Raw genomic sequence first — 13,182 nt, 5'->3', positions numbered from 1 at the left:
AGTCCGACGACTGAATCAGGCGGGACAATAGCATGGATTACCACGTGGATACGCAATCATGGTTCGGAAGACATTAAGCGTGCTTGCCCTCGTTTAAGCCCGCCTAATTGTGCGGTACCATCGACCAAAACCGCCTCTGCGGAACTAGATGCTAATAGTCCGACTTGCTTTTGAGAACCATTGAATCAGCGCCAGTAGTTCCTGGCCCAGTTCATCGGTCACGTTTCGGACCTGCTCCGTTTCGGTATCGTAGACGATCACCCCACACGCGTCCAGTTTCGGGAGGTGACCGAAGAAACCCCGCTCACGTCCGACGATGCATTGTACGCGGAGCTGAAAGTGCTCCTTCGGCGGGCGTACGCCAACGGAATCGACGTCGAAGGAGGCTGGGAGTGTCGGAATGGTGCCGAACATCCGGACTGGAACGGAATCGTCACCGAAGTGGAGAAGAACGAGGAATCACAGTGACCGCACTCGTCCGAAACGCGACGACCGCATGACAGACGACGCGCGAGCACCGTCCCGTATTGACGAGGCCTCAGTACTGGACTGCAAGAACTGCCGCACGGACGGTAGCGATTTCGTCGTCGTTTCACCTTCTCGATCGCACGGGTCTACTCGCCATCAGAGTCCTTCCACGTCCCCGGGTCACCTTCGCGAAACTCTCCCTTCGCGTGTCGTTCCCGGGGTCAGTACGCGATTCCGAGTACCGCCACGGCGAACGTCGCGACAGCGCCGACCACGACGGAACCGGGAACGGCAGCGATTCCGGCAGCCCCGAACCAGTCCTGCCGGGGCGTAAATGCGGTGATTCGGAATATTCAGGCGGCGAGAAGCACGCCGAGCAAGGCGAGGTAGATACGCCGAAGCCGATTCGCGAGCGCCTCGCCGAGCGTGACTTTCAGCGTCGGTGTCCGGTAGTCCTCGCTGAGTTCCGCTCGCCAGTTCGGATGTTCGACGCCCTGCGACGGATCGAGGGCGTTCGCGAACAGGTTCTGCTGAAGCAGTCGAATGCGCAAACGATAGACGTCGTAGTTTCGGTACCGCCGGGCTTCGATGCCCAGGAAGATGGTGACGATTACGATTCCAATGAGTAGAATGTAATGAGGGTTGTCCGCGTTCGAGAACGCCCACGTGAGAATCGCTGCGATGACCGTCACCGCCCACGTGGTAGCCTGACCGAGACGCTGCCGCCATGTGGTCGCCTCGTCCATCTCGCCACGGTAGGCGTGCGCCATCACCGAGCCGAGGCCCGTACTCTGGTCGACCATCTCGTGTCCGATTTCGCGCTGTTCGCGTGCTGTCGGATCGAACTCGTCGCTGTCCGAGTCGGTCATGCCGGTGTCTACGCCCCTCGTTCACATAACCGGCGGTACGACAGATTCCGAAGCGAACGGAGCCGGCGTGACTCAGTTCGTCCGAGTGCGCAGAGATTTCAGGGAGAATTGTCTACAAGTCGCGTGATACCAGGGCCTACGCAATACGCTCACGAACCAGTCAGTGCCGAGATAGCCTCAGAGACGTCGTCACGGCGAATATAGAGGACTACAATTCCAAGGATGAGAAGGCCGACTCCCCACCAGACCGAGTCGCCGGGAATCAACCAGAGAACGAGGCTCACGATTCCAGACGTAACGAGCGACCATCCGATCGTCGTTTGATATGCCATAGGTTTTCTTCGCTCTCAAGGCAATTACGTGCGTCGCGTCGATCACTCCTGCCGGATTTTACGTGTCGCTGTTCGCCTCCCGTGGAGAGCGTGCAGCCCTCCGCAAAATCCGTCTCGGTGTACAGACACCGACCGTACCGAGGATGGGCTTAACGATAGCGTTGTTCGACTTCGAGAGCCATTGAGGGTGAGGACGGCGAACCAGTGGACATGTTCGGTGACCTCCAAGTAGAGTTCAAGGTCGCGGGCAATCTCGACGAGGACGATTTTCGATACATCGAGGAGTCTGCGGGGCGGTCGGCAGTCTACAACCTCATGACGGTGGCCCACCACTGCGAGCCGACCGCTCGACCGAAGAACCCGTCGGTGAGAGCGAACTGAAATCACCTCGTTCTACCGACACGAGGTGGTATGCCGATAGAGTAAGAGCGGTTTCGTGCTCCCCGTTATCGTTTGTTACAGTGGAAATACGCTATTCACAGTTCCCCGAGATGACGTCGAACGATGCGGTGATCAGTTCGCCTCTTGGCTTCGCTTGAATGAAGAGTCGATACCGACCGGAAGTCGGAAACTGGACCGCGAACCGAACGTTCCCGTCTGCGGGGTCGGTCTCTTCGGGATGGACGTGGAGGTAGGCGAGATCGCCGTCGCGTAACGAGACCAAGTGACCAAGCGCCCCAAGATACGGATCGAGACGAACACGCTCACCATCGCGACGGACCTCGAATTCGAGGGTGGTCCTCTCGCCGGGAAACACGCTCACCGGGTCCAGCGTAACGTCGTACCCCTCAACGGTGGCTTCGTGCGTCGACCCGGGGTTCGGTTCGTATTCAGCGTTTCCCGACGCGAGGAGGTCGACCCCTAAGGTCGTCGGCTGACCGTCGACGAGTACGTCGACGAACGCGCGATAGACGCCTGGATTGGGAAGGGTAAACTCCGCCGACCACGCTCCGTCCTGGTCGAGTTTTGGATGCAGGTGCTGAAACCGGGTGAGGTCCCGACGGACGAGTATCAGGTGAGCGAGTTGGTCGTGGGTTTCCTCGAACTCCGTGACGACCCCTTGCTCACCATGTATTTGATACGTCCACTCCAACTCCACTCCCGAGTCTACGCGAGTGAAATCGGGTTCAAGACGGAGTCCGTCGGACGCCACCGTCAGCCCGCCCAACGTAGCGTGTTCGGCGGGTCCGTAGCCACGAGTTCTGTCGTGCGGTTCGGACTCGTCGTTACCGTGTCTGGAATGTTTGTTCATACACGGTAATCGCCCGACTGTGGCTTACAGGTTTTTTCGACATTCCTGCAACTACGGCGATGACATTTGTCTCGTCCTTCGTAAGGCCAGTTAGGAGTCGCTGGGATCAAGGCGCTCGAAAGTGGTTGGTGTGATAGTGGTCGATTTAGTTGCTCGCTCAAAGCAGCGAGAGAAGAAACGTGAATCTATACTTAACTACTGAAAGCGGTTAATCGGCTGTTCGACCAGCGGGTGAGCTTACCTCGTGATTCTGCACTTCACGTATCTAAGCGGACGGCTACTCGTCTTTTCTACGACGTAGCCTGTTCTCTGGCGATACAGGCGAACGATAGAGGCTGAGCCCCGTAACAATCTGCCATTCACTAGGAGATTTGCCACCCCGAACCCTCTTTAGTGAGTATGGACCGGAACAACGAACTCTGTGGCCCTGTAGACAGTCCACCAGTAGTCCGATTACTTGGAGGTGCGAGAAAGCACTTGGGCGAGGACGCTGGTGAGGAAGCCACAAGCGGAAATGCCGGACGACTCGGCTCGACAAGCCGAGTCGGCTACACCCCTTCCGACATCGTTTCGGGCGCTCAGAACCGACGAGAGACTTCCTCGTTCGAACAGGATTCCGCTACACCCTCGAATATTTCCGGGAGAACGGTTGTGGTAGACGGGTGTAGAAAAACGAGGGGGAGAGTGCGCCATCAGGCGCACGGCATGGCTTGAGAGGAGGTCGAAAACACTACAGAGAGCACTTGGAAACGACGTCTGGAATCTAAGCGTGTCGCGTGAGTCATCGCCTGAATCACCGAATTCGACGTAGGAACGTGGGTGTATCCAGCGTTTTCGCATTTCAACTCGGACGTGCGGTCGTACCGGTTCGCAGCGAGAATATGATCATATTCTGCTTTCATCACGCTCTGCGGACTTCAGAGCGGGGTACAGCCGGTTCAATTCGCCGTCTCGAACCCAGGTATGAAATCGGTGAAACCCCGATATTCGACATAGAAAACGGGGATGTACCGTCGAATCTGGATTCCGGCGCTTACGATTGAGCTCACTGAACGCCCCAGTCAACGGGCTCGCTCGCTATCCCAGTCACCGAAACTGCGTGCACACCCTCGCTCCGCGCCCGTTTTCGGGCGCGGAGCGATTTCTCGCGATACGCCGCTTTGCCCCGATATCCCTCTTTCCGAATTCGGGATTCTACACCCCCTTACTCAGTCACTCTCCCGGAAAGACGCTGCTTCTGTATCTGCTGTTTGCTGCCGCAAATCTATTACGGTGACGGGGAATCGCCAGGAAGTGGGGGTGTAGAAGCGCCCGTCAACTGGATTCTCCCGCTCGTTCGTCCATCGAGGATTGAGCTGACGCTTGACGGACCTCGAATTGATTCGCCGAGGAACACCGACGACTTCGATTCGTCAGCATCGGCGGTGGATACAGGAGTGTAATCAGCTTGCCGTTTTTTCTGGCCCTGACGGGCGAGGGCCATGTCCACTACGGAACTACTCCCCGAGAGTAACGTCTGTCCAACCTGTAACCGGGAATTCGCTTCTCCACGAGGGATGCGCGTCCACCACACGACCGTTCACGATGAACGACTTCCGAACAAGCAGTGTGCAGTCTGCGAGATTCCGTTTTATGCACCGTACCAAGACCGAACTCGCTGTGACGACTGTAATCGTCCACAGTGGAGTAGTCCCCGCGATTCAACGCGCGGAAATACCACCAGTGTCTGTCTCATTTACGATGCCACGTTCACATACTACGCCTCGGAGAAGGCCGGCCACTACTGTCCCGACTGCGTCGCTGACGAAGCGATCTCGTGCACCGTCCATCTCAACTCGACGAAGCAGGTGACCGTCTCCTGCTCGCGCTGCGGGGAGTCCCAGCACGTGTTCGCCTCCGAAGCCGATGCGCAGACGGACCACTTCTGTGACCGCACCTGTTACCGTGCTTGGCTCTCGGCTATGCAACGAGCAGACGACAAATGGTGTGGCTCAGACAACCCCAACTGGAACGGCGGTGTGGACAGTGAGGAGTTCTACGGCGACGGCTGGCCACGAGCACGACGTCGAACACTTGAACGGGATGGACACGCCTGCCAGCAATGTGGTGCTGACCGAGATACGCTCAGCCAGAATCCCGACGTCCATCACATCCGGCCAGTCCGGACGTTCGAGGATCCACGTGACGCCCACACACTCGAGAATCTCGTCTGTCTCTGCCGGGACTGCCATCTCGCTGTCGAACGAGGAAATGCGACACTTGAGGCTAGCGAGCAAACAATCGCCGACCTCGAAGCCGTTGGCGAGGCGACTGACGATCTCAGTGATGCACACCAGACCCTGGCCCAGACAGAGTCCAACCTCAGCCCGGCTGAGGCGCTAAAGGAGGACCGCAAATCACGTGTTGATCGCCTCATCGACGAGCAGGCGCAGCTCGAGGACGCTATCGATGAAGAGCGGATTAGCGACCTCGAACAGCAGCGTGACAAGGCACAGAACGAAGTGGAAGATATAGAGTCCGAAAAGGCCGAGCTTGAAACTGAGCGCAACAAGCAACAGCGGATGAAGGGCCAGATCGAGGGCGACCTCGAGCGACTTGAGGTACTCCGTGAGGAGCAGGAGACTCTCGAGGCAGAGGGAAAGCAGCTCATGACTGCCGTCGAGCAATGCGAGGCGGTCGAACAGATGTACGGTGGGTTGCGTGCCAGCCTGCGCGAGGCGAACGTCGTCCACTTAGAGCAGCTTGTGAACGATGTTTTCAGCCTCGTCTACGAGAACGACTCGTATGCCCGCATCGAACTCGACCGCAACTATGCGGTGACCATCCACGAGAAAAGCGGTGAGACCCTTGACCCGGACGAACTTTCCGGTGGTGAACAGGCGCTGTTCAATCTCGCCCTCCGCTGTGCGATCTACCAGCTTCTCGCGGAGGGCATCGACGGGGAGGCGCCACTCCCGCCACTCATCCTTGACGAGCCGACCGTCCATCTCGATGAAACCCATGTTGGCCGCATCAGCGACCTCGCACAGCGGATGCGCGAACTCGGTGTCGATCAGACAAATTGTCGTCAGTCACTCGCGCGAGATCGTGGACTCTGCGGACGAGCGCATAGCAGTCGAGCAAGACACGGCAACCAATCGGTCGACGGCCGAGGTTGAGAGCGACTCGTTGCTTGCGGGCCTTTAACTGAATCGCCGGGGGAGATACCTCGATAGACGGAATTCCTTCGTATTCTTACTTGCTCGCCAATAGCGATTGCTCCGTTCATATTCGGCGCAGGGTTAGCCTGGAGTGCGAGGAGAGTCCTTGGAGAGGGTTTCACCGAGTGACAGACAGTTTATCGCCGCTCATCTGAGTAGTGTTGTTTGGTCTGTCTAACCGGCTTCACCAAGTAAGACCGCTAGAACGACACATGTTCTTAGAAACAATTATAGGATTTCCTTAGCATCCGAGTGATGATGCCCGTTGTACACGATTACGCAGATGGCTCAGGGATCTATTTGAAGAGCAATATTGACGGGTCGTTCGTCACGTTTCAGGCGACGCCATCTGCAGAAAACTTCCTTACAGATATGGGGTATACTGACGTGATAGACATTGCAGGCATCGACGACACCTTGTTCGACCGGCCAGAGGCCAACCGAAACGGCACGAACTCGACGGTCGAGTTTCGGTACAACGACTACAAAATAAGCGTCGGGGCGGACGGCTGGGTAACAGTCTCGGACCGCTCCGGGGGCTCAGCAGTTGACGGAGAGTAAAACGGGCGCAGCATCATTCCTGCAAGATGCGCGCTTTCTATCCAGCACGTCACTTCTGATAGCTGTAGGTTAAGTCGTCGGTGGCAATGAGATATACACGCTCTGTATCGAACAGTCGGTTCTCAAACAGGGTCCTTCTGCGACACTGTTGGGCGTAATAGATGCGTGGTGCGTATTATGCGTAATAGAATGCGAAAACGGTTGTCCAAGACTAACTGACCTGTGAGTGGTGATGGGACGACAGTATCCCCTCGATTTCGCCGTCTTTTGAACCGTTGAAATCTGTTACTTCCGGCGTCGATTCCTCAATCGCTCGTATACGATTGCCTGAGGACAAACGGGCCGACCGCAAGCGTGTGCTTGGCGACGAACACGATGCGGAGAATGTACGAGAGGAACGTAAAGAAGGGCACGAGCGTGATGGTAAAGGCCGCTCCAACCACCCATGTAATATTCGGGACACCGAGCGTCACACCCGGAACCGTTTCGCCGCCGACGAACGCGGTCATCGACCCGGCCACGACCAGCGCCGGGACCGCCGCGTAGAGGATGTACCGCGAGAGGTCGATCAACTCCCACTGAAAGTACAACGTCTTGATCTGCTCGCGGGCTGGCCCGAACATGGTCAGCGCCGTCTCCAGGTTGTGGAACGCCTCCTGGTCGTCCCCATCGAGGCTGTCGGCGAACTCGTCGGTGAGGCGTTCGATCTGGTAGAGCTTCCAGTCGTAGTTAAAGTCGAGCGCCGACGCCACCACGTCGAACGTGCCGAACTGCGCCTCGTCGAGTTCGTCCACGACTGTGTCCACGTTGTTCCGGAGGCTGTCGAGGAACTCCGCGACCTGCTGGCGGAGGTCCTCGTCGTCGTTGTCGGCAAGTTGAGCTTCGAGGGCGTCGGCCCGACGCTCGGTCGCTTCGAGGAGTTGCCCGAGGAACTGCGCCGGGTTGGCTTCGGGCGGGTCCTCGAAGAGGTTGGCGGCGTAGGTCCGGAAATCCATCGCGTCGCTCATCCGCTGGCGCTGGTCGCCCAACGGTCCGTTCTCTTGCGAGATGACGAGCTGGCTGATCGTGACCACGAGGGTCGTCCCGGTGACGATGGTGCCGATCGTGGCTGCGAACATGGTTTCGATGGTGTCTGCCGACCGAAGCAGGACCCGAAACGAGGGGAAGGTGACGATGCTAATGAGAATGAAGGCGACGAAGACGCTCACTGCGACGAGGCTGGCGACGACTAGCCGATGGCCGCCGAACAGGAACCAGCTATATGGCCGATTCAACTCGATGCGTTCCCGAAGCGTGTTCGCGGTCCGAACCTCGTTCGACCCGCCGGAATCACTCATGGTAGCCCTCCGTGTCGGCCTCGGCAGTGGGTCGCCTGAAGACGAGGAACTTGGTCCCACCGCCGACGTAGTCGATGGTCTCGTCGAGTTCCCAGCCGTCGTCGGCAACCTCGTCGAGCAGACTCGTCGGGTCACGCGCTTCTTTCTGCGAGGGTTCGCGTGGCGGTTCGACGACGCGATACTCCCAGCCGGGCGGCTCGTTGGAAGCCATACCCAACAGGGTACCAGTCTCGACTAGCTAAGTATGGTGGCAGGGTACCACCGCAAACTCATGGTAGTGACTTCCGAGCAATATACGCTCTGTATCGAACAGTCATTTTCCAAATAGGTACTTCTGCGGCACTGCTGGGCGTAATAGATGCGTGGTGCAAATTGCTCAGTGAACTCCTTCGGTCAGTCCTCACCGTCTCGAAGCCGGCGTTGTTTCGCTCCGGTTTGCAAACCGATAAGACTGGCTCCGATAAGCATACTGAGTACCCCAAGGAAGAGGAACCCCAATGCAATCATCATGGTGGTTGTCGTCGTGGCAAGTATGAGTTCCCCGATAACGACAGCACCGCTGATGAGAACTAGCCCCAGTCCGGCGGTCGTTATCGGAACTGCCCAGTGCGTATATGCCATCTCCGTTTCTACCACTATCTGTAGGAGGATGGCGAACGCAGGGAGTGAGAGCGCCACTAATTGCAGGATGCTGAATGCGAGTTGCCTGTCAACCATATCCTCACTACCAGCGCAACGAAAATCGGTCTATCGCTCAATTGACGCTCTGCATTGACCGCCTCAATTCCTGAGAAGTTTGGTCGGTTGAGAGGATTACCAGCACTCAATTCGTGGTGCGAATCTATCGGTCAGGTATCGTCGGCGCTCCCCTCTGTGAGTCCTACCATCACTACTTTGGAGCAACCAAGAGTAGACAGACCTATGGCCCAGATACGACGTTTGGTTGTCGACGTGTTGAAACCCCACGAACCAACCACGCTGACCTTCACTCAACAGGTGGCGGAAGCTGAAAGCGTCGCCGGAATCAACGCGACGCTCATCGAACTGGATAAAGAGGTTCAGAACGTGAAGCTCACTCTCGAAGGCGAATCGATCGACTACGATGCCGTAGAGGCGATTATACAGGATGCAGGCGGAACGATTCACTCAGTCGACCAGGTTGCGTGTGGCGAATACATCGTTGAGGATGCACCAACCCCACAGGACTGATGGGAGCGAAATCTGACTCGGAATCGATTCTCGAGCGAATCGGGGTTGACAAAATTGGGCCGATTGCACGGCGGTACTTCGTCTCGAACGGGTTCGACGGTGCTCTCACCGGTGTCGGAATCACCGTCGGTGCGTACCTGTCTGGGGTACCGGACGGGCTCACCGTCATCAAGATCGGTCTCGGGGGTGCTGTTGGCCTCACGACTTCCGGCGTGTGGAGTGTCTGGGAGATCGAACGCGCCGAGATGCAGGCCGAACTGCACGAGATTGAGGATACAATGCTCACCGACTTGAGTGGGACCCAGGTTGAGCGTGAGAAAACCAGTACACAGGTCGTGAACGCACTTATGAGCGGGCTTGGGCCTCTGTTCGGGCTCGTGTTACCACTCGTGCCGTTTCTCTTTGAGGGTGGGCTACTTTCGCTGTTTCAGGCCACCATCCTGTCGGTCGCCGTCGCGGTCGGCGTGCTGTTCGCCTTCGGTGCGTATATGGCGTCAATTTCGCGCCAACGGTGGTACATTGCTGGAATCCGAATGGGACTTGCTGGTATCGTCGTTGCGGTCATTAGCATCTTTCTTCCCGGGTAGCAGTTGTGAGCGGAGTAATCAACGGCCTGTCTGGGGGCCATTTTGGCACGCCGCTAGGTATGACGTCTGTCTCAGACCAGAAGAAATGACGAAAAGATGGGACTGGAACTCCACCAATGGTGAAATCTGAGTCCGACCGTTGAGTCCGTTAGATAGTTCCTCTACATCGCTCAGTACGTGGTGTTTATTCTACACCAAGGAGCTGGAGCGTCTGACAAATATGATAGTGAACCTCGTCCAGTTCCTCTGCTTTCAATCCCTCTTCGAGATGTTGAATTGCTCCTTGTTCCTCCCGTGATTTTTTACTCGATTCGATCATTGCAATCGATGGTTGGTTCTCGATGCTACTGAACTAATTCGAGACTACAGAAGGAACAACCCTTTTGCAATATACGCTCTGAATCGCAGGGTACATGATGCGGATCTATCACCGATACTACTCTACTCTTTCTTCAATGCGAGTAGCTGGAGTGCTTCTCGAATCTGGTAGTCCTTTTCGCCCAGATCTTCGGTTTCGAGTGCCTTGGTGAGTGCTTCGACCGCTCGTTTCTGTTCGATTACGTGCGTGCCATCGACGCGTGTGGGGTCGTTGGTCGACATCGTGTGCTGGTTAGCGTCCTTCAAGTGGTGTTGGAAGCTCGGAATCGACAGCGAGAATCGCCGACAGGTGGGACTCTGCTTGACCAAGCTGGGCTGTTGGCTCCACCAACTGTCGCTCGGAGTCGTATTGGATAAGTCCGGCCTCGGCTAACTTCGGAAGATGGACCTGATGCAGGCCGGTCTGAATCTGTGTGACTGTCTCGTCACTGGCCTCTGCCGGTGGCGTGTGGTGATTGTGTTTGACGATTGCGTTTGTAAGGTCATCTATCGAGAGCGACTGGTGCTGATTTGCGAGTGCCGCGAGGACGATGCGACGATGCTCGTGTTCACAGACGTCAAGAACCGTGTCCAGCTCGGGTGTCCCAACCATATGCTTCTGTAAATTGCCTAAGCGGTTCACCCCTACTTTTGGGTGTACAAGCCGTTTATAAGCGGCTCTCACTCTAGTGGCTGAAGTTCGGCCAGCGTACTACCGAGAATCAAACTAATCCCGGGTCGGAGCCGGGATGCGACCGCTTGCTGTGAGATGCCGAGTTCGTCGCCGAGGTCGGCCATCGTCACGTGTGGGGTGTAGAAGTAGCCCTGCTCGTAGGCGAGTACCAGTGCCTCCTGTTGGGCGTCGGTGAGTGCAATCTCGGACTCTGACTCGATGGGTATGGACGCGTGCAATTTGGTGAGCGAATTGAACGACCTTACTGGGTCTGTCTGCTCTTTCCCCGTTCAGCGACAGTGGCCGACTCTCTGGACTCAATATGCGTCTCCGTGGTTAAATCCCAGAACTGAGCTGTTCCACAGGGGCACGCCCCAGTATCCGTTGGGAGAAGAATTGCCTCCTCGGAGACTTTCGCCGCGTACACGTGCTTACACTCGATACACTGAACTGCGTGTCTTTGGGCCATCGTTCCGTACTCCTTATCGCTCGCCAGTGTAGGTCATGCAGTGCTCACACGATTGGAGACTGCGCTGTTCGGCCTCGGCTCGTGAGAGAATCTCGTTCGCATGGTCGTTTCCGCTGAACAGACTCTCCGTTTTGACCGCCCCACAGATACTCCCAGTCTCCCCCTCGTTCAGGAGGTGGTAATAGCTGTCGTCACCGTGTTTTGCCTCCGTCGTAATAATCACCTGCTCTACCTGCTTAACCACCTCACGTTCCTCGTTAGTCGTCATGAGCAAGCACCCTCAAGTTCAGTTTCGAGCTTGTGTTCACAGACGTCAAGAGCCGTGTCGAGTTCAGGTGTCCCACCCATACGCTTCTAGAATCTGCCTACATGGTTCACCGCTGCTTTTGGGTAGACAACCCGTTTTTAAGGAGTGTTCACTCTGTTGGGCGGAGTTCGGCCAATGTATTGCCGAGAATCGAACTGATTCCGCGTCGAAGTCGGGATGCGACCGCCTGCTGTGAGATGCCGAGTTCGTCGCCGAGGTCGGCCATCGTCACGTCGCGTGGGGTATTGAAGTAGCCCCGCTCGTAGGCGAGTACCAGTGCCTCCTGTTGGGTGTCGGTGAGTTCAGCTTGGGCCTCCGACTCGATGGGTGTGAGCGCGTGCAATTTGGTGAGCGTAATCGGGATATCTAACTCCCGACAGCGGTCTTGAAACGCCGCGATGTCGCGTCGGTCGTCGCCCCGAATATCGAACGTCCACTGTTCGTTCGTGCCGACGGCCTCAATGAGAGGCACCTGCGTTTCCATGAGCGTGCTCAGTACGCCGTCATACTCCAGTGTCCACTCAACGCGCAACAGGTACTCGTCTTCGACGGAATCGACAAACTGGATGGTCGCCACGCCCGGATGGTCCAGAAACGCACCCTCGATGTCGTCGACTTCGGTCCCGTGCACCCAGAAATAAGGAATCACAACGTCTTGGGCCGGGATGATTCGTTCGAGTTCAACTGTCACGCCCGGTAATTGTTCGAACACGGTACCGAGGGGGAACTGGTCGGACGGGACCGTAAACGTCGCTTCGGCAGCCATTGTCGGTCTGTCTCGCTCCGTCAGTAAAGGGCTGGCGTCCGTACAGACAAGCCAAGAGTGAAATCCCAGAGATGGATACGTGACTATCACCTGGGATGATAACTATACGATCTGTACTGATAGATCGAGTGAGTAGACCTCTTGCGTCCCGACATCCAGATCGGATTCCTTTTCATCTTTTGACCCCAGATTTGAGGGATAGGCGTTTTTTCTTGAATTTGGCGCCTCGTGTCACCTCGTCCTCTTGTCGGTCAAACTCAACCAAGCCCATTTGATTGTAGCTCGGGAAGATGGACATGGTGGAGTTCGTAGACAAGAGTGAGCTACTCCTCGCAACTCAGGCTCTCATCGCCGGACGATTGGTGTCGCGTCCAGCGTCTTCTCCTTGTCCAACCCAGCTAACACTCGTTGTTGTTGTTCTTGGAGAGCCATCTCGAAGTCTCCGTCACTCGTTGTTTCCCGCTCAGTCTTCCTCATTCTCTCCATCGATGCCACCTACGTGGTCTCCAGTGGGTCAGCCTCCATCTTTCCGTCACCGAACACGGTCACCTCGAACCCCTCATAGTTGAATGAAATGTGTCCCTGTCCCCGCCGAGTGTTGGTTGTCTCTTGGGATAGTCCCTCAAATTCATCTACATCAATTGAGGAATACAGTGGAGCCAGATGGTCCGGTTCTTTGTCGAGGACGGTCGCTACCAGTGCAACCACTGCTAGACTTACTGGATCTTGATGTCTGTCGTACTCAGCCTGGAACAGTTCTCGATCCACATCGAATTCAACGGTCGACATTGAGTC

At 56.6% G+C, this 13,182-nt stretch carries 15 protein-coding genes and 2 pseudogenes; 6 read left to right on the top strand and 11 right to left on the bottom strand.

The genetic code is table 11. From position 1 onward, the window contains the following. The first annotated feature begins 285 nt into the window (after nt 1–285). Nucleotides 286–468, top strand: a complete 183-nt coding sequence (locus NGM07_RS01480) for a hypothetical protein (RefSeq protein WP_253515717.1) — start codon at nt 286–288, stop codon at nt 466–468. 146 nt (nt 469–614) lie between these two features. On the opposite strand, the pseudogene NGM07_RS01475 reads toward NGM07_RS01480, so the two are convergent. Then, nucleotides 615–1,337: pseudogene (locus NGM07_RS01475) on the bottom strand (DUF2270 domain-containing protein). 536 nt (nt 1,338–1,873) lie between these two features. On the opposite strand from NGM07_RS01475, the gene NGM07_RS01470 reads away from it, so the two are divergent. Then, nucleotides 1,874–2,050 carry a hypothetical protein gene (locus tag NGM07_RS01470; RefSeq protein WP_253515711.1) on the top strand — a complete coding sequence of 59 codons (177 nt, stop codon included), beginning with the start codon at nt 1,874–1,876 and terminating at the stop codon, nt 2,048–2,050. A gap of 91 nt (nt 2,051–2,141) precedes the next feature. Here the strand turns inward: NGM07_RS01470 and NGM07_RS01465 are convergent, their stop codons facing one another. Further along, entirely contained in the window at nt 2,142–2,921 is a 780-nt protein-coding gene (locus NGM07_RS01465) for a DUF8832 domain-containing protein (protein WP_253515708.1), read from the bottom strand. 1,961 nt (nt 2,922–4,882) lie between these two features. Here NGM07_RS01465 and NGM07_RS01460 point away from each other — a divergent pair. Further along, on the top strand, nt 4,883–6,079 hold the full coding sequence (locus tag NGM07_RS01460) for an HNH endonuclease (RefSeq protein WP_253515694.1): 1,197 nt from the start codon (nt 4,883–4,885) through the stop codon (nt 6,077–6,079). 300 nt (nt 6,080–6,379) lie between these two features. After that, nucleotides 6,380–6,682 carry a HalOD1 output domain-containing protein gene (locus NGM07_RS01455; protein ID WP_253515679.1) on the top strand — a complete coding sequence of 101 codons (303 nt, stop codon included), beginning with the start codon at nt 6,380–6,382 and terminating at the stop codon, nt 6,680–6,682. A 305-nt stretch (nt 6,683–6,987) separates the two neighbouring features. On the opposite strand, the gene NGM07_RS01450 is transcribed toward NGM07_RS01455, so the two are convergent. From NGM07_RS01450 to NGM07_RS01440, 3 genes are all read right to left on the bottom strand, one after another. After that, the gene (locus NGM07_RS01450) at nt 6,988–8,019 is read right to left on the bottom strand and encodes a DUF7972 family membrane protein (protein WP_253515677.1); all 1,032 of its coding nucleotides are present in this window, start codon (nt 8,017–8,019) and stop codon (nt 6,988–6,990) included. Beyond that, nucleotides 8,012–8,230, bottom strand: a complete 219-nt coding sequence (locus tag NGM07_RS01445; RefSeq protein ID WP_253515675.1) for a hypothetical protein — start codon at nt 8,228–8,230, stop codon at nt 8,012–8,014. The genes NGM07_RS01450 and NGM07_RS01445 overlap by 8 nt, the downstream gene beginning before the upstream one ends. Nucleotides 8,231–8,412: 182 nt before the next feature. Then, nucleotides 8,413–8,736 (bottom strand): hypothetical protein, encoded by a 324-nt coding sequence (locus NGM07_RS01440; RefSeq protein WP_253515674.1) that lies wholly within the window; start codon nt 8,734–8,736, stop codon nt 8,413–8,415. Between the two features lie 204 nt (nt 8,737–8,940). Between NGM07_RS01440 and NGM07_RS01435 the strand changes: the two genes are divergently transcribed. Next, a complete protein-coding gene (locus NGM07_RS01435; RefSeq protein WP_253515672.1) occupies nt 8,941–9,228 on the top strand; it encodes a DUF211 domain-containing protein in 288 nt (95 codons plus the stop codon). Further along, nucleotides 9,228–9,815 (top strand): VIT1/CCC1 transporter family protein, encoded by a 588-nt coding sequence (locus NGM07_RS01430; RefSeq protein WP_253515670.1) that lies wholly within the window; start codon nt 9,228–9,230, stop codon nt 9,813–9,815. Before NGM07_RS01435 ends, NGM07_RS01430 begins: the two co-directional genes overlap by 1 nt. A gap of 441 nt (nt 9,816–10,256) precedes the next feature. Here NGM07_RS01430 and NGM07_RS01425 read toward each other — a convergent pair whose 3' ends face one another. The 6 genes and pseudogenes from NGM07_RS01425 to NGM07_RS01400 all read right to left on the bottom strand — a co-directional run bounded on the left by NGM07_RS01425 (nt 10,257) and on the right by NGM07_RS01400 (nt 13,176). Then, on the bottom strand, nt 10,257–10,415 hold the full coding sequence (locus NGM07_RS01425) for a hypothetical protein (RefSeq protein WP_253515669.1): 159 nt from the start codon (nt 10,413–10,415) through the stop codon (nt 10,257–10,259). 10 nt (nt 10,416–10,425) lie between these two features. Continuing rightward, nucleotides 10,426–10,785 carry a DUF7344 domain-containing protein gene (locus NGM07_RS01420; protein ID WP_253515667.1) on the bottom strand — a complete coding sequence of 120 codons (360 nt, stop codon included), beginning with the start codon at nt 10,783–10,785 and terminating at the stop codon, nt 10,426–10,428. A gap of 68 nt (nt 10,786–10,853) precedes the next feature. Further along, nucleotides 10,854–11,096 (bottom strand): annotated as a pseudogene (locus NGM07_RS01415) (helix-turn-helix domain-containing protein); the annotation flags it as partial. Nucleotides 11,097–11,327: 231 nt separating this feature from the next. After that, the gene (locus NGM07_RS01410) at nt 11,328–11,582 is read right to left on the bottom strand and encodes a hypothetical protein (RefSeq protein ID WP_253515664.1); all 255 of its coding nucleotides are present in this window, start codon (nt 11,580–11,582) and stop codon (nt 11,328–11,330) included. A gap of 148 nt (nt 11,583–11,730) precedes the next feature. Beyond that, complete coding sequence (locus NGM07_RS01405) at nt 11,731–12,387, bottom strand: helix-turn-helix domain-containing protein (RefSeq protein WP_368410261.1); 657 nt, start codon at nt 12,385–12,387, stop codon at nt 11,731–11,733. Nucleotides 12,388–12,882: 495 nt separating this feature from the next. Continuing rightward, nucleotides 12,883–13,176, bottom strand: coding sequence for a HalOD1 output domain-containing protein (locus NGM07_RS01400; protein WP_253515660.1), 294 nt, complete (start codon nt 13,174–13,176; stop codon nt 12,883–12,885). Nucleotides 13,177–13,182: the final 6 nt, after the last annotated feature.

Origin of the sequence: Halorussus vallis, assembly GCF_024138165.1 — an archaeon.
Classification (GTDB): domain Archaea; phylum Halobacteriota; class Halobacteria; order Halobacteriales; family Haladaptataceae; genus Halorussus; species Halorussus vallis.
Note: the sequence above shows the minus strand (reverse complement) of the source record. Positions and strands in the feature narration are given on the sequence as shown.